The following is a 15,351-nucleotide window of genomic DNA, read 5'->3' as shown; positions in this document are numbered from 1 at the left end:
TGAGCATCCTGCCGATTATAGTACAGCTAACCATCATTCAACTCGTCATGTTGACTCCTCATTAGACAGCGATGCGAGCCAGCGTCATGAACCACTGCGCGTACATGTGGAGCGTGTGGTACGACAGTACTTCGCGATGCTAGGCGATGAGATGCCGACCGACTTGTATGAGCTTATTTTAAAACAAGTTGAAGAGCCACTATTATCGGTTGTCCTTGAAAAAACGCGAGGCAATCAAACCAAGTGTGCACAAATCTTAGGTCTGAATCGTGGCACTTTACGCAAAAAACTCAAAACTTATGACTTAATGTAGCATCTGCTATATGCATTTCTCTGTCTTTATTACCAATCATTATGTATGGCAATTTAACGTTATTGACGCTATCCACCATGATATGTCTGCAAAAATTGTCATTGTTACCTTGCCAGACGTTTACGTCAGGCTTTTTTTATGGAAATTTTCTTATGAGTACAACCCCACTTGCTCTATTGTCAGTCTCTGATAAATCTAATATCGTTGAATTTGCGCAAGGCCTTATTAAGTCAGGCTTTGGCTTACTGTCTACTGGCGGTACTTATCGTTTACTCACAGAAAACAATGTTGCTGTGACCGAAGTATCCGATTACACAGGTTTCCCTGAAATGATGGATGGCCGTGTCAAAACGCTACATCCTAAAATTCATGGTGGCATCTTAGGACGCCGTGGTACAGACGATGCCGTCATGAGTGAGCACGCGATTGAGCGTATTGATTTGGTTGTCGTGAATTTATATCCGTTTGCTGAAACTATTGCTCGTGCGGATGTCACCATGAACGATGCTATCGAAAACATCGACATCGGTGGTCCTACGATGGTGCGTTCTGCGGCGAAAAACCACGCTCATGTGGGTATCGTGACTGATCCAGCAGATTATGAGCGCATACTTGCCGCTTTAGGTGATGGCACCGAGCTGACACCTGCTTTGCGCTATGACTTAGCGGTTAAGGCTTTTGAGCATACTGCACAGTACGACGGAATGATTGCCAATTTCTTAGGTAGCCGTGTCAATGAAGGCCAGCAACCTGAGAATTTCTCACGTACATTTAATGTGCAGCTCGAAAAAGCACAGGATCTACGCTACGGCGAAAACCCACATCAAAACGCCGCTTTTTATACAGAAAACCATCCGCTAAAAAGCCAACAGGCCTCTATAGCGACTGCTAAGCAACTGCAAGGCAAGGCGCTGTCTTATAACAATATCGCCGATACTGATGCTGCTCTTGAGTGTGTGAAAGCCTTTAGCGCCCCTGCTTGCGTTATCGTTAAGCATGCCAATCCTTGCGGTGTCGCTGTGGATAACGATCAAGTAACCGCTTATAACACTGCCTTTAGTACTGACCCTGAGTCTTCTTTTGGCGGCATTATTGCTTTTAACCGCCCATTGACGTTGGCAGCGGCTAAAGCCATTATCGACAATCAGTTTGTAGAGGTTATTATTGCACCAAGCATCGAAAATGGTGTGCTTGAAGCGACAGCTGCTAAGAAAAATGTCCGTGTATTGGTGTGCGGCGAACTGCCAGCGCCAGATCAACGCGATAGTCAGCTTGACTACAAGCGCGTCAACGGTGGCCTGCTAGTACAAGAGCAAGATCTTGGTTTGATTACAGCCAATGACTTAAAGATTGTCACTGATGTACAACCAACGGAAGCGCAAATCGCCGATCTATTATTCAGCTGGAATGTAGCAAAATACGTCAAATCTAATGCAATTGTTTATGCCAAAGGTCAGCGTACTATCGGTGTTGGCGCTGGTCAAATGAGCCGTGTCAACTCAGCGCGTATCGCTGCTATCAAAGCTGAGCACGCTGGATTGGCTACTGAAGGTGCTGTTATGGCATCAGATGCCTTCTTCCCGTTCCGTGATGGCATCGATAACGCTGCCCAAGTCGGTATTGCTGCTATTATCCAGCCAGGTGGGTCTATGCGTGATGATGAAACCATCGCTGCGGCAAATGAGCATGGCATCGCGATGGTATTCACTGGTATGCGTCATTTCCGCCATTAAATTGTTCCGTATCACTTTGAATAGTAGCATTGATAGCAGTATTGAATTTCGTATCGCCATTAATGCTAAATCTTTATGATAACAATAATACTCATTAAAAAAGCCACTGTAGACAGTGGCTTTTTTATGCTTAAAACTTGAGAAGATTATTTAGAACGAATGACTAAGTAAGTATCTCAAGTTTGCTTTAACCGTTTTATTTCTAACGCCCTTGCGCATTTGCTATATTGGCGTCATTAATTTCAACTTTATATACCAAGCGGAGATAATCCAAGTAATCTTGTAGCTGATCTTGCCCCAAGTTATCACGAATGATGGCAGCCGTTTGTGCTCTTTGCACATCAGATAATGGCGACTGCTCCTCTGTTTTAATACGATCACCGACCAACAAAGTCGCGCCCATCTCAGTCTCACTGGCAATAGCAACGACGCCATTATTAGCTGCTTGCTGACTAAAGGCCAATCCGCGTTCTTTCTCTGTCAATAGAGTGGTTTGGCGATTCACTTCACCTAATGATTGAAAACGTACTGGCTGTTTATTGATATCAGCAGGCGTTTTAATACCAGCGGCTAGTTTCTTCGCCTCTTTTAACGCCAATGCCGTGGCCTTTTCTTGACGTAATATCTGAGTAATTTTTGGTGTAGCAGCAGCTAAGCTAAGCGTTTTCGTAGGACGATAGTTGCTTGGTTGCACCCATACTGTCCCGTTACCAACTTCGATACCTGCGGTTACTGCCTGATCTTGAATCGTAAACTCATCAAAAGCCTGCTTAATCACTGCTGGTTGTGATAACTCCGATTTGTTGTTTTCTTTACGATAATCCTTGATACGTTTTAGCGTTACGTTCTCTTGCTGAGCGATGTCTTCAATACTGAAGCCATCTGCTGCCAAGTCATTAATCGCTGTCACTTTATCTGCATAGATTTCTTGACGCTTATATTCTTTGGCTTTTGCTGTCAGCTCTGCACGCATGCTTTCTAGGCTTGGGATTTTACTACCGTTATCTTCGGTTACGGTAAATATCTGGTAGCCAAAGCTAGTCTTAATAGGTGCTGTTACATCACCCACACTTAAGCCTTCTAAAGCCTGCTCAACCGCTGCGGCATCATTACCAAACACAGAGGGATTAAAGGTACCAATATCGCCACCTGTTGCTCCTGATGGATCATCTGACTCGGTTTTAGCCAATGCCGCAAAAGACTCACCTTTATCCAAGCGAGCTTTGATTTTGGCCGCTCTGGTCTTCGCGTCTTTACCCGTTAATAGGATTTGACTGATTTTACGTTCATCGACGACCGCTAGCCCTTGCTTATAAGCTTCATATTGCTGCTGCAAATCTTCTTCCGCAACCTCATTCACTTGAATGGTTTTAGGACTTAATTGCAAATATGCCAAATCCACCATCGCCGCACTTTTTAGCGTGTCTTTATTGGCATCATAATAGGCTTGTATATCGCCTTTGCTTAACTTGACCTGATCTGCATAGTCTTGCCAATTAAATCGATGCAGCCAGATATTGCGCGACTCAAGTTGTAAGTCAATCAATTGACTGACCGCTTGCATCGGATATACTGCCGTGCCAACAATACTGGCATTGAGTTGGTCGAGGCTTAACTGGTTACGAAACTCAGCAAATAGCTGATCTTTGGTCATGCCGCGCTGGCGCAAGAAGTTTGAGAATTGGTCGTTAGAAAAATTGCCTTCTGCGTCCTTAAAAATTTCTTCTTCACGCAATAAACGATTAATCGTGTCATCAGAGACTGTCATACCAAGCTTGCCCGCTTGCTGCTCCAGTAGCGTACGATCAATGAGACCTTTGAGCACCTGCTCGTGCAACACATCTTCATTTAATAGACTGGCATCATCAACTTGTTCTAGTATTTCAGTACGACGGTTATTTACGGCAGTCTGATACTCGGACAACCCTACGCTTGCTTCACCCACCTGAGCGACTTGGTTGGGATCGACCCCGCCTCCAAAATAGCTTTCGACACCCAATAGAGCGAGCGGCGATAGGCATAAAATCAATAAAATGCGACCTGGCCAGCTTTTTAAGAAATCGCGCAATTTATCCATAGTTATCTCTGCTTTATAAACCTATATTGATGAAAAACCATTGTAATATTACTATTAATATCAATGCTATCTAAGCAGGCAATGGTAAGAATAAGAACGTGTGAATTTGATATAGAACAACAAGACTGAGTAAAACAGCCTTATTTAAACAACGCATCTATCGCGCGCCCTATGATACGTGATTTTTGATGCAGACTCAAAATATTCACGTGGTATGATACAAACTATAGCGATAAAAAAAGCACCTAATATTTAGGTGCTTTCTTATGATTCATATTATGACTTTTCAGCCATGCTATAAACCATATAGTGTTTTACTAAGTAAACGCTGTGTTCGTTCGTATATCACGTCGTTATACAGCATCCGTTTTTAATAAAACGGCTTAGTTTAAACGCTCTTTTAAGTTTTTACCCGCTTTAAAGCTTGGTACCTTACTTGCTGGAATGCTAAGCTCTTCACCCGTCTTAGGATTACGGCCAGTACGTGCTTTACGGTCTTTTACGCTGAAAGTACCAAAACCAACCAATGAGATGCTATCGCCAGCTTCTAGCGCTTCACCAACACTTTCCATAACAGCATTCAATGCATCGCCAGCTTGGGTTTTGTTTAGGCCACTTTTGTCTGCGATGCTATCAATTAATTCTGACTTATTCATAAAATTTCCTTCAAGTTTAAGGGGGATAATAAACGCTCACGCCAAGCATTGTAACGCTCTCATAGCATTTAAGCAATAAAAACTGCCTGACTGGCGTATTAACAGGTTTCGCTTTGTTATCGTCTTTATATCAAGGCAGCATAAGGAGCGCAAGCGATTTTACATATTTTTGCCTACTGTACTACGTATTTGACACTCAATGTTACGCAAAGCCTCTGCAACGGTCATAACTGCTAGTAACCTTGGCTTTTCCTAACTTCGACTTAGCGAGTCAACCTCTATACTGCCTTATCGTTAAAAGAGATGTCATCTCATACTAAGGCATCGCCAGTCATAAATATCTGTGTCCTTGTTGATTACCAAATTGTAAAGTAATAATTTTCCAACTGACAGAAACTAGCGTTACTTTTTATTATAAAGGCGTTACTATAAGCAAAATATCACTGCACCTTTTGGGTCAATTTTGACTCTTGTTTGTCTTTTGCCTCTAATTTGCCAAATATAAAACGGATTATTTACATGAAGCGTTCTACGTTGTCTCACTCTTTTCTTAATATCATTCTGGTGTTCATCGAGTCGGCGCTGACACTATTGTTACGTTTAGATCCCGAACTACGTAAGGCCGCTTACCCACTTGCCAAGCAAGGTACTGTCGTGGCGCTACGCTTGTATCTACCGCATGTTGAGGTGTTTGCCACGTTTAGCACCAAAGGCGTATTATTAGACGCAGAGTTACCTATTGACCGCAGCGAACCTGACGTCATCATTAATGCTTATAGCATCCAAGTGATCAATGCGATCACCACCCATGACAGCGAAACCACCGAAAAACTACAAATGCGCGGCGAGTCTGTTCAAGTACAGTTGGTCAAGCAGTTTATTATGCAACTCGGTCTTGGCAGCTTAATTCAAGGTCTTATTAAAAAGATAAAAGGTGGCAAAGGTAAGACCAAGCCTACTGAAGCTGAAATGGCTGACAAAAAAGACAGCTATAAATTACGCATCAAAGAGCAGCAAACCCAAATAAACACCTTAACTATTAAAAACCGTGAGCTTGAAATCACGGTTAAAGAGTTACAGAGCAAACAAAAAACGCTGATAATCGTCACCGTGGCTGCTCTCGTCATTATGATCGCAGCCATTATCGCGCTATTGATGAATTAATGTCGCCAACGACGACTTACCAATGACAGCTTACCAATAACAAGCTACTTACTTTACCAAACGCGTTTGATGCCGATTAAGGCATATTAAGCGCTTAATATACTAAGCGCTTAGATGACTGGGGCGTATTGAACATTCAGCACGCCCTAATATAATTGATAGTCGTTAAAGAAAAAAATTAGAACTCAAACCTCAAGACTGTATTTTAGTATTTCAAAATTTTAGTATTTCAAAAATGCTAGGAATCAATGTTCTCAATCTTATAGTCCCTCCTTTTAATACCATTGTTTTTATCAATCATAGTGATAAGCTCGATTAACCATTCAACCACACTTTAATCTTGACTAAATTACTCAGGATTAAGTATAATTGGCTTAATCGTTGCACACATCGGGTTCATCATCTGCTGTTTAATAACGATAAGACACAACTTAGCGGTTATGTGATTTCATCAGTAGCTTTCATATTGCGCTACAAGCTGCCACCACTATCATTTTGCTAAGGTCGTTGTTAAATAAAAATGACTTAAAAGTTTGGAGATAACACATGCGTTTGACTACTCGAGGCAGATATGCCGTTACTGCGTTACTGGATTTGGCACTACAAACCAGCCAACAAGACACTGCAGTCTCCTTATCTGATATCGCCAAGCGGCAATCGATTTCTATCTCTTACCTTGAACAACTGTTTTCCAAACTTCGTAAGCGTGGTCTGGTCACTAGCATCCGAGGTGCGGCCGGTGGCTATCATCTGGCCAAACCATTGCATGAGATAGATGTCATGAGCATCATATCTGCCGTTGACGAGTCGGTTAATGCGATGCAGTGCGAAGGACGTGGCGACTGTCAAGGTGGTACAATGTGCTTAACCCATGATTTATGGTGTGCACTGTCCAATCATATCGAACAGTACTTGAAAAATATAACATTAGCGCAATTATTAGACATGGAAAATGTGCAGTCAGTGTCAGAGCGTCAGCACAACTCTACCAAAGAGATTTCCATAAAAGATATCAACACTATTACCCTATCGAACAGCGAGGCAAACCCAGCATGAGCCAACATAACAACCTTATATACTTAGATTATGCCGCCACCACACCAGTTGCTAAATCAGTAGCTGCTAAGATGAGCGAGTATCTGACAGTAGATGGCATCTTTGGTAATCCAGCCTCGCGCTCGCATGGCTATGGCTGGCAAGCAGAAGAAGCGGTAGAAACAGCGCGTCAACAAGTGGCCGAAGTCATTAATGCTGATCCACGCGAAATCGTCTTTACCTCTGGTGCAACAGAATCAGACAACCTAGCGATTAAAGGTGCAGCGCATTTTTATCAGTCTCGTGGTAAGCACATCATTACCAGTAAGATCGAACATAAAGCCGTATTAGATACGTGCCGTGAGCTTGAGCAAGAAGGTTTTGAGATTACTTATCTTGAGCCGCAGCCAAGCACTGGGCTAATCTTACCAGAGCAAGTTAAAGAAGCATTACGTGATGATACTATCTTAGTATCACTCATGATGGTGAATAATGAGCTTGGTACGATTACTGATGTCGCTGCCATTGGTGAAATCACTCGTGAAGCGGGTGTAGTCTTCCACGTCGATGGCGCACAATCTGTTGGTAAAGTATTGATTGACCTTGAAACCACGAAGATCGATTTGATGAGCTTCTCGGGTCACAAAGCCTACGGTCCTAAAGGTATTGGTGCATTATTTGTTCGTCGTAAGCCACGTATCCGTTTGAAAGCAGAGCAGCATGGCGGTGGTCATGAGCGCGGTATGCGTTCAGGTACATTACCGACGCATCAAATCGTTGGTCTTGGAGCAGCATTTGCTTTAGCCAATGAGCGTTATGAAGAAGACCATGCACATGCAGCTAAATTACGCCAAAAACTGTGGGACGGTCTACAAGATATCGAAGAGATCTACCTAAATGGTGATCTTGAGCACAGCGTGCCTAACATTGTAAACATCAGCTTCAACTTCGTTGAGGGCGAGTCTCTCATGATGTCACTTAAAGATTTAGCTGTATCATCAGGTTCAGCCTGTACATCAGCGACGCTTGAGCCATCATATGTATTACGCGCTATTGGTCGCCCAGATGAATTAGCACACAGCTCAATTCGTTTCAGCTTCGGTCGTTATACCACTGAAGCAGACATCGATACTGTCATCAAACAAATGCATGAAGCGGTCGATAAATTACGTGCCTTATCACCACTTTGGGATATGTACCAAGAAGGTGTTGATTTAGATTCAGTCGAATGGGCTGAGCACTAAAATTACCGAAAGCAACGACATAGTTATCAAACAGAACCATTAAACGATTGATCAGACACTTATAAATCCAGTTTTTATAAATACCGTTTTTATAAATACCGTTTCTATTAACTAAATGTTTGACCCCAATTATCGATGAGTAGTTAGACATTTAAAGTCAGTAATTGACTGCTCATCATCTAACTAGGAGAAAACCCCATGGCCTATAGTGACCAAGTTATTGATCATTACGAAAATCCACGCAACGTCGGCAATCTTGATAAAAATGCCAAAAACGTTGGTACTGGTATGGTTGGTGCCCCAGCTTGTGGCGATGTAATGCGCCTACAGATTCAAGTTGATGATAACGGCATCATTGAAGATGCACGCTTTAAAACTTATGGCTGTGGTTCAGCAATCGCTTCAAGCTCGCTCGTGACTGAGTGGCTAAAAGGCAAAAGCTTGGATCAAGCGGGCGAAATCAAAAACAACGATATCGCGAAAGAGTTAGCCTTACCACCAGTAAAAGTGCATTGCTCTGTACTTGCTGAAGACGCCATTAAAGCCGCTATTAGCGACTATAAAGGTAAGCATAGCGCAGCAGTAGAGACAGAAGAAGCGGCTAGCTAAACCTATTAGCGTAAGTATTGTACTTCTAAGTACACGGTCTTAATGAAAGTACTTTAGTAGTCGATGTATTGAACAGCTACTAACGCTAAAGAGGTGACAATAACGCTAATGTAATTGTCACCTTTTATTTTCTAGTGATTCTTAACTGGTCGTTATTAAGATTTTTTTGGCAAGTGCGCTATTTTCATTGCCAGTTTATACAGATTTTTTTGATTGATATTTATTATTGATAGTCAATGGGAGTTGGCATGATTGAAATGACAGAACGCGCCGCTCAGCATGTTCGAGACTTTTTGGACAATCGCGGCAAAGGCGAAGGTATTCGAGTGGGTATCCGTACCGCGGGTTGCTCAGGCTTAGCTTACGTTTTAGAGTTTGTAGATACCCCTGATGAAAATGACACGCGTTACGAAAGCCGCGGCGTTAACATCTTTATTGATCCTAAAAGTTTGGTGTATTTAGATGGTTTGTTGATGGACTACGAAAAAGAAGGTCTTAACGAAGGCTTTAAGTTCACCAATCCCAATCAAAAAGGCGAATGTGGTTGCGGCGAATCTTTTACCGTTTAATGGTTCAAAGGTTAAAAAACCCTTGAGTTTAGAGTTTCCTAACTCTATATTCAAGCCATAGTAAATATGTTCTCAGCCAAAGAAAACTTTCAAAATAAATAACAAGCAAGGCGTATGATATGACAGACATTACTGCAGAAGCCCAGTTTGATAACTTCTTTGCCCTATTTGAGCAGCCTGTACAGTTTGAAGTCAATCAAGAGAGTCTCGATCAGCATCTACGTCTGCTACAAAAACGTTATCATCCTGATAATGTCACCAAGAATCTAGCCAATACTACGCAAGCGCAACAGCAGTCTGAGCAGGCCTCAGCGTTAATCAACCAAGCCTACCAAGCATTAAGTGCGCCTGATAGTCGTGCTAGCTATCTACTAGACATGGCAGATCAAGCACAGAATCTAGAGCATTCAATTGCAGACTTGGACTTTTTAGAAGATGCGATGCAGATGCGCATAGATTTAGATGACGCTATCGAGGGTAAAGATCGTGCGACATTGCAACAACTACACCCTCAAATCACCGAGCGACTGGCAAAACAGTCTAAGCGTTTTAACGATGCTTACCAAAACCAAGATTGGCAAACGGCGATTGATGCGACACAAAAACTAAAATTCTTAGTCAAATTAAATGCTGACGTGACTACTGGTATCGATGAGTTAGCGACTGCTGAGCATTCAGATGATGATGATTTATACGTCTAACTAACTGACGTATAAGCTTGTTAATTTATTTTATATGCCAAATTTATTTATAAATGGTATTAGCTTATGACGCTTATTTGAAAACTATATTATAAGCGATGGTTAAAATAGTCACAGCGATGCCGTATAATCCCTTATTTCAAGCACTTTTAATTGCTAAGTATCTTCGTTTTCACGTGCATACAACGCAGTTAAACTACAATAGTGCGCTTATCATATTTGTTTCATTTCACTTATTAATTTTATCTCTTTCATTTTATCTTTGAGTTATCTTATGTCTTTATTGCAAATTGCCGAACCCAATCAAAGCGCCCAACCCCATCAGCATCGTTTTGGCCTAGGAATTGATCTTGGTACTACGCGCTCATTGGTCGCGGTAGTACGCTCAGGCAAGGCGCAAGTCTTAGAGGCAAGCGCAGCTACCGATACCTTATTACCTTCTGTGGTCTATTATCCAAGTGTAGGTAAGCCGTTAGTTGGCTCTGATGCATTAGCCCACTTAGCGGATGATCCAAAAAATACGATCGTCTCGGCTAAACGTTTTATGGGTCGTAGTCAAGCTGATATCAAATTCTCTCATCCTTATGAGTTAAGCGGCAGCAAAGATGACATGCCAGCATTTGTGACGGCTCAAGGTGAAGTATCGCCTGTTGAAGTATCAGCACGTATTTTAGCAGCGCTTGAGCAACGGGCAGCGAGCGCATTGCCTGCAGACAGTATCGAGGGTGCGGTCATTACTGTCCCTGCTTATTTTGATGAAGCCCAGCGTCAAGCGACCAAAGATGCAGCCCAAGCGGCTGGTATCAAAGTGCTACGTCTGCTAAATGAGCCTACTGCTGCTGCCGTCGCCTATGGTCTCGACCAGTCAACGCAAAACGGCGATAAAGAAAGTTATTATTTAATTTACGATCTGGGTGGCGGTACTTTTGACGTTTCTATCTTAAAGCTGACTGATGGCGTCTTTGAAGTATTGGCAACTGGCGGTAATAGTGCATTAGGCGGTGATGACATCGATCGTCTAATGACCAATTGGCTTATCAAACAATTAGCTATCGATCCTAAAGATGTGAGTCGTCATGATAAATCGATACTCGCCCAACAAGCCAAGGCTTATAAACAAGCCCTGACTGATGCTGAGCAAGTCAATATTGACATCACTGTCAATGAGCAATCTTACCAAGGTGTGCTTCGCCGTACAGATTTGCTGGCTATTGCAGAGCCAGTTAGCCGCCGTACACTGAGCGTATGCGAACAAGTACTGCGTGATGCCAAGCTTTTGAGTGCTGATCTAGACGAAGTGATTTTGGTCGGTGGCTCTACTCGTATGCCTGCTATACAACAAGTTGTGACAGAGTTTTTTGCCAAGCAACCACTTTGTCGTCTAAATCCAGATGAAGTCGTGGCTTTGGGTGCTGCCCAAACGGCGCATCAATTGGTCAATGGCGATAGTAATAACAACCTACTATTGTTAGACGTAACGCCGCTATCGCTTGGTCTTGAGACCATGGGTGGTTTAGTTGAAGTACTGATTCCACGTAATACGCCTATCCCTGTCAAAAAACGCCAAGTGTTTACCACCTATCAAGATGGTCAAACAGGCATGGTGATTCATGTGGTACAGGGCGAGCGCGAGACAGTAGATAACTGCCGTTCATTGGGTCGTTTTGAGCTATATGGTATCCCGCCGATGAAAGCTGGATTTGCTCGTATTGAAGTGACCTTTAGTATCGATGCGAATGGACAACTAACCGTCAGCGCACAGGAAACCACAACCAAGACAGAAAGTAAGATTGAGATTGTGCCTTCTTATGGGTTATCAGATGAGCAAAAAGAGCAATTGCTCGTCGCAGGATTCAAGCATGCAGAAGAAGATAAAAATACACGTTCTTTAATCGAAACCAAAGTAGAAGCGGAGCGTGAAGTATTAGCGCTACAATCTGCCCTTAAAGAATTTGCAGCTTTATTGTCGTCTGAGGAGCAACACTCATTGGCTGAGCAAATACAAGTGTTGCAGACAACGCTCAGTACTGATGATTTGGCACTTATCGAAGCACAGCAAGCAAAGCTCAAGCCTCACAGTGATGCTTTTGCTGCCCGTATTATGAATCAAAGCGTCAAAGCCAGCATGGCAGGCACGAATGCCCAAGATTGGTAGCAGATACATTTAAAATGTGACTTAGTCACCATACTAAGCTCATTTCTTATATTTTTATTCTTTTAATTGATTAGCACTGGAAAGACGATTTATGCCAAAAATTACCGTACTACCGCATCATGAAATTTGCCCTGAAGGCGCCGAAGTCGAGCTAGAAGCTGGCAGCAACTTATGTAAAGCGCTATTGGAAAAAGGCATTAAAATTGAACATGCATGTGAGATGTCAAAAGCCTGTACCACGTGCCATGTGGTCGTCCGTAAAGGTTTTAATAGTTTAGATGAAATGGATGATATTGAAGCCGATTTATTGGATCGTGCTTGGGGATTAGAGCCTGACTCACGCCTATCTTGTCAGGTCATGCTCGATGATGAAGACTTAACCATTGAGATTCCTAAATATACGCTCAACCATGCAAAAGAAAACCACTAAACGCTAACCGTGAAATTCATCTGACTGTTATATTGCAAAAGCCAGCTATCATAATAATAGCTGGCTTTTTTGTGCTTGATTTTATAAACATTATTTTTGGATGATTATTTATGACGATTGTCATTGATTGTCATTACGTTTGCTTGCTGCCGCTATGTCAGTTGCCACTTTTTCTTGCTCCTGCTCGACACGCTCAAGCGCAAAATTTAAGCGTGCTCTGATATCTTGATAATCATTATCCTTCATATCTTTAAAATTTAGATGCAAATTGAAACCTGGTAATGTGTGATCAACCCACTTTGATAAATGACCTTTATACGTATCTGGATCCAGCACTTGCCATGCATTTACCTTGCTATCAAAACCCTTTAACTTGAACGCACCCGCATGCTGACAGTCATAATTATGACAGATATAATCGTAGGTACTCTCACTGACCAGTATCTCATCTTTACCAGCGCTTGACTCAAGTCTTGCCGCGAGATTGGCCTCTTTACCAATAAGAGTATAGCTTAGACGATTATTACTACCAAAATTACCAACATGGCAATAACCTGTGCTGATGCCGATACGGATGTACAACCCCTCAAAGCCCATCAAGCGCCATTTCTGCCTCAAAGTTCGCATCTCGCGACGCATGTCTATTGCCATTGCAATACAGTCTAAAGCATCTTGGCGCGCACCGCGACTATTTGGCTCACCAAAAAAACACACCATGCCATCACCAATAAATTTATCAAGTACGGCGCCATGCTTGTTTGCTATCAATGTCATACAATGCATATAAGTATTTAAGATATCAGCCAAATTGTCAGCGCTCAAACTATCTGACAATTCCGTAAAGCCAACGATATCTGAGAACATAATCGTCAGCTTAGCACGCTTATTAGCAACAGTAACTGGGCTATCAGATTTTACGATAGGCTCCCAAACTTGCGGAGGTATGAAGCGCGTCAACTTATTAATGACGGAGACCATCGTGCTTAATCGTCCAACAGCCTGATGAGCACGAGTTTCATAACCAATATACTCTTGGTACACATGCCAAAACTGATACAGTATGACGATCATACTGGCTAATAATATTATTGGTGTGGTCCAGCCTTCATGGCAATCTATATCAGCACTGCTTAGGGTAACGCTAACATAATAGAAAACAATGACGGTTATTACAGAGACGGCAATCAGTTTTAAATGATTTTCAGGGCTACTGATAATAATTCTGAGTGCTATGAGCGCGGCTAAGCTAAGCGAAATAACCGTGCAAAACTGTATCGACCCAATAACTACCGATAGTAAAATGATAACAATGTTAGACGTCCAAAAGCTTTTTTGGCGGCGATAGTTATAAATCAAAATCATTAAACTTGGCAGACAAACAATAACGAGCAGTGCCATTGAAGTAGGTCTAAAATTAAAATGTACAGCGAGGAGTATTACCGTGAGTATTAAAACGAAGACTTCTGGATAGTCAAATCGATAAATCCCTTCATTTTTTGAAGAGTGATTTGGTCTCAGCGTGTCTAAAAAAGGCATATGAAGTATTCGCTCACGTAAAACAGGCTATGTAAAAAACTAAAAGGCTTGAGGATAGCACACGCGTACTACCTGCCTCTACGCCAAGTTGTGTATAAAATTAATCAATGATTACATTATACTTTTTAAATACTATAAAACCCATGTCACTGATAGCCAAAAGCCTACCACTCATCACTCATCTTGTCTTAATACGCTACCAAATCGGGATTATAAGACATATCGTTTGAGCCATATACAAAAAATCCAGATAATATTTATCTGGATTTCAAATACTTAAAACCTATTAATATATAAAAATTAGGGGCTGTAATAACTGAGCATAACGTTGGCACATAACCATAAAACGGCTAAGACACCAAAATAAGGCTTAACTTTAAACGTTTAGCCAGTTTTCCAGTTACTTTGATGGGTCAATCGATGCCCAGTTAATCAATACCTCGCCAATAGAGTATCATTATCGATTTGCCAATCAACTTACCGACCTGTTACTACTCAGGTATTTATTACATTTGCCAGTCAAATGGCATTTGATGATGACCACGTAGCGCCATCATTAACGTCTGCTGCATCTGCGCCAACACTTCTTTAGTATAAGGAATAGCAGGGACGCCCCATACTGGATTTGGCCATTGCATGTCGTTTTGATAGCGAACGATATGATGAAAATGAAGTTGGGGTACTTGATTACCGAGTGCAGCTACATTCATTTTATCGGCTTGAAAGGTCTTGGCTAGCTGACTCGACAACCAGCTTGACTCACGTAAAAACTGTGTTTGATCGGCTTCAGATAACTCATATAACTCTTTGATACCTGATACGCGCGGCACTAATATTAACCAAGGAAACTGGCAATCATTGATTAAACGACAAGTCGATAATGGGAAATCACCCACTAAAAAGCTATCGGCAGCAAGTTTATGATGAAGTTGGAACATAATGACGGTTCTCTTGTTATGACACTAAGATAAATGGAATATAGATCTAGAAAAGCAGAATTTAATTTACTAAAAAACAATAGGCTAAATATAGGATGTCGCTATTTTATCAGTTATCCAACCGATAAAATAGCGCTATGACTCATTGTCTTGACGTCCTACTTGAGCACCGGCTAGCTGACTTATTGAGC

General features: G+C 42.0%; 14 protein-coding genes. 10 read left to right on the top strand and 4 right to left on the bottom strand.

Annotation, left to right across the window (positions count from 1 at the left end; translation table 11 throughout):
- Positions 1-94 precede the first annotated feature (94 nt).
- Positions 95-313, top strand: coding sequence for a helix-turn-helix domain-containing protein (locus tag Q6344_04360; GenBank protein ID WLG15146.1), 219 nt, complete (start codon positions 95-97; stop codon positions 311-313).
- 152 nt (positions 314-465) lie between these two features.
- Positions 466-2,046, top strand: coding sequence for a bifunctional phosphoribosylaminoimidazolecarboxamide formyltransferase/IMP cyclohydrolase (purH, locus tag Q6344_04355; GenBank protein ID WLG14573.1), 1,581 nt, complete (start codon positions 466-468; stop codon positions 2,044-2,046).
- 202 nt (positions 2,047-2,248) lie between these two features.
- On the opposite strand, the gene Q6344_04350 is transcribed toward purH, so the two are convergent.
- Together Q6344_04350 and Q6344_04345 are read right to left on the bottom strand one after the other, a co-directional pair.
- Positions 2,249-4,123 (bottom strand): SurA N-terminal domain-containing protein, encoded by a 1,875-nt coding sequence (locus Q6344_04350; GenBank protein ID WLG14572.1) that lies wholly within the window; start codon positions 4,121-4,123, stop codon positions 2,249-2,251.
- Positions 4,124-4,506: 383 nt separating this feature from the next.
- Positions 4,507-4,779 carry an HU family DNA-binding protein gene (locus Q6344_04345; GenBank protein ID WLG14571.1) on the bottom strand — a complete coding sequence of 91 codons (273 nt, stop codon included), beginning with the start codon at positions 4,777-4,779 and terminating at the stop codon, positions 4,507-4,509.
- Between the two features lie 519 nt (positions 4,780-5,298).
- Between Q6344_04345 and Q6344_04340 the strand changes: the two genes are divergently transcribed.
- The 8 genes from Q6344_04340 (at position 5,299) to fdx (ending at position 12,686) form a co-directional block, all read left to right on the top strand.
- Positions 5,299-5,943: a hypothetical protein gene (locus tag Q6344_04340; GenBank protein ID WLG14570.1), complete on the top strand. Its 645-nt coding sequence runs from the start codon at positions 5,299-5,301 to the stop codon at positions 5,941-5,943.
- A 546-nt stretch (positions 5,944-6,489) separates the two neighbouring features.
- On the top strand, positions 6,490-6,999 hold the full coding sequence (locus tag Q6344_04335) for an Rrf2 family transcriptional regulator (GenBank protein ID WLG14569.1): 510 nt from the start codon (positions 6,490-6,492) through the stop codon (positions 6,997-6,999).
- A complete protein-coding gene (locus tag Q6344_04330) occupies positions 6,996-8,222 on the top strand; it encodes an IscS subfamily cysteine desulfurase (GenBank protein WLG14568.1) in 1,227 nt (408 codons plus the stop codon). The genes Q6344_04335 and Q6344_04330 overlap by 4 nt, the downstream gene beginning before the upstream one ends.
- 198 nt (positions 8,223-8,420) lie before the next feature.
- On the top strand, positions 8,421-8,831 hold the full coding sequence (gene iscU, locus Q6344_04325; protein WLG14567.1) for a Fe-S cluster assembly scaffold IscU: 411 nt from the start codon (positions 8,421-8,423) through the stop codon (positions 8,829-8,831).
- 248 nt (positions 8,832-9,079) lie between these two features.
- Positions 9,080-9,400, top strand: a complete 321-nt coding sequence (iscA, locus tag Q6344_04320; protein ID WLG14566.1) for an iron-sulfur cluster assembly protein IscA — start codon at positions 9,080-9,082, stop codon at positions 9,398-9,400.
- 119 nt (positions 9,401-9,519) lie between these two features.
- Positions 9,520-10,101: a Fe-S protein assembly co-chaperone HscB gene (gene hscB / locus Q6344_04315; protein WLG14565.1), complete on the top strand. Its 582-nt coding sequence runs from the start codon at positions 9,520-9,522 to the stop codon at positions 10,099-10,101.
- 274 nt (positions 10,102-10,375) lie between these two features.
- Positions 10,376-12,256, top strand: coding sequence for a Fe-S protein assembly chaperone HscA (gene hscA, locus Q6344_04310; protein WLG14564.1), 1,881 nt, complete (start codon positions 10,376-10,378; stop codon positions 12,254-12,256).
- A 91-nt stretch (positions 12,257-12,347) separates the two neighbouring features.
- On the top strand, positions 12,348-12,686 hold the full coding sequence (fdx, locus tag Q6344_04305; protein WLG14563.1) for an ISC system 2Fe-2S type ferredoxin: 339 nt from the start codon (positions 12,348-12,350) through the stop codon (positions 12,684-12,686).
- Positions 12,687-12,806: 120 nt separating this feature from the next.
- Here fdx and Q6344_04300 read toward each other — a convergent pair whose 3' ends face one another.
- Together Q6344_04300 and Q6344_04295 are read right to left on the bottom strand one after the other, a co-directional pair.
- Positions 12,807-14,084 carry an adenylate/guanylate cyclase domain-containing protein gene (locus Q6344_04300; protein ID WLG14562.1) on the bottom strand — a complete coding sequence of 426 codons (1,278 nt, stop codon included), beginning with the start codon at positions 14,082-14,084 and terminating at the stop codon, positions 12,807-12,809.
- A gap of 644 nt (positions 14,085-14,728) precedes the next feature.
- Positions 14,729-15,160 (bottom strand): HIT family protein, encoded by a 432-nt coding sequence (locus Q6344_04295; protein ID WLG14561.1) that lies wholly within the window; start codon positions 15,158-15,160, stop codon positions 14,729-14,731.
- Positions 15,161-15,351 lie beyond the last annotated feature (191 nt).

The sequence above is a fragment of the Psychrobacter cibarius genome (assembly GCA_030686115.1).
Lineage (GTDB): Bacteria > Pseudomonadota > Gammaproteobacteria > Pseudomonadales > Moraxellaceae > Psychrobacter > Psychrobacter cibarius_C.
This window is presented reverse-complemented; position numbering and strand designations above follow the sequence as displayed.

What these genes read in the sequence shown, in the direction of transcription:
- purH (WLG14573.1), top strand. Translation starts at nt 466, where the DNA reads ATGAGTACAACCCCACTTGCTCTATTGTCAGTCTCTGATAAATCTAAT.
- Q6344_04350 (WLG14572.1), bottom strand. Translation starts at nt 4,123, where the DNA reads ATGGATAAATTGCGCGATTTCTTAAAAAGCTGGCCAGGTCGCATTTTA.
- Q6344_04345 (WLG14571.1), bottom strand. Translation starts at nt 4,779, where the DNA reads ATGAATAAGTCAGAATTAATTGATAGCATCGCAGACAAAAGTGGCCTA.
- Q6344_04340 (WLG14570.1), top strand. Translation starts at nt 5,299, where the DNA reads ATGAAGCGTTCTACGTTGTCTCACTCTTTTCTTAATATCATTCTGGTG.
- Q6344_04335 (WLG14569.1), top strand. Translation starts at nt 6,490, where the DNA reads ATGCGTTTGACTACTCGAGGCAGATATGCCGTTACTGCGTTACTGGAT.
- Q6344_04330 (WLG14568.1), top strand. Translation starts at nt 6,996, where the DNA reads ATGAGCCAACATAACAACCTTATATACTTAGATTATGCCGCCACCACA.
- iscU (WLG14567.1), top strand. Translation starts at nt 8,421, where the DNA reads ATGGCCTATAGTGACCAAGTTATTGATCATTACGAAAATCCACGCAAC.
- iscA (WLG14566.1), top strand. Translation starts at nt 9,080, where the DNA reads ATGATTGAAATGACAGAACGCGCCGCTCAGCATGTTCGAGACTTTTTG.
- hscB (WLG14565.1), top strand. Translation starts at nt 9,520, where the DNA reads ATGACAGACATTACTGCAGAAGCCCAGTTTGATAACTTCTTTGCCCTA.
- hscA (WLG14564.1), top strand. Translation starts at nt 10,376, where the DNA reads ATGTCTTTATTGCAAATTGCCGAACCCAATCAAAGCGCCCAACCCCAT.
- fdx (WLG14563.1), top strand. Translation starts at nt 12,348, where the DNA reads ATGCCAAAAATTACCGTACTACCGCATCATGAAATTTGCCCTGAAGGC.
- Q6344_04300 (WLG14562.1), bottom strand. Translation starts at nt 14,084, where the DNA reads ATGGCACTGCTCGTTATTGTTTGTCTGCCAAGTTTAATGATTTTGATT.
- Q6344_04295 (WLG14561.1), bottom strand. Translation starts at nt 15,160, where the DNA reads ATGTTCCAACTTCATCATAAACTTGCTGCCGATAGCTTTTTAGTGGGT.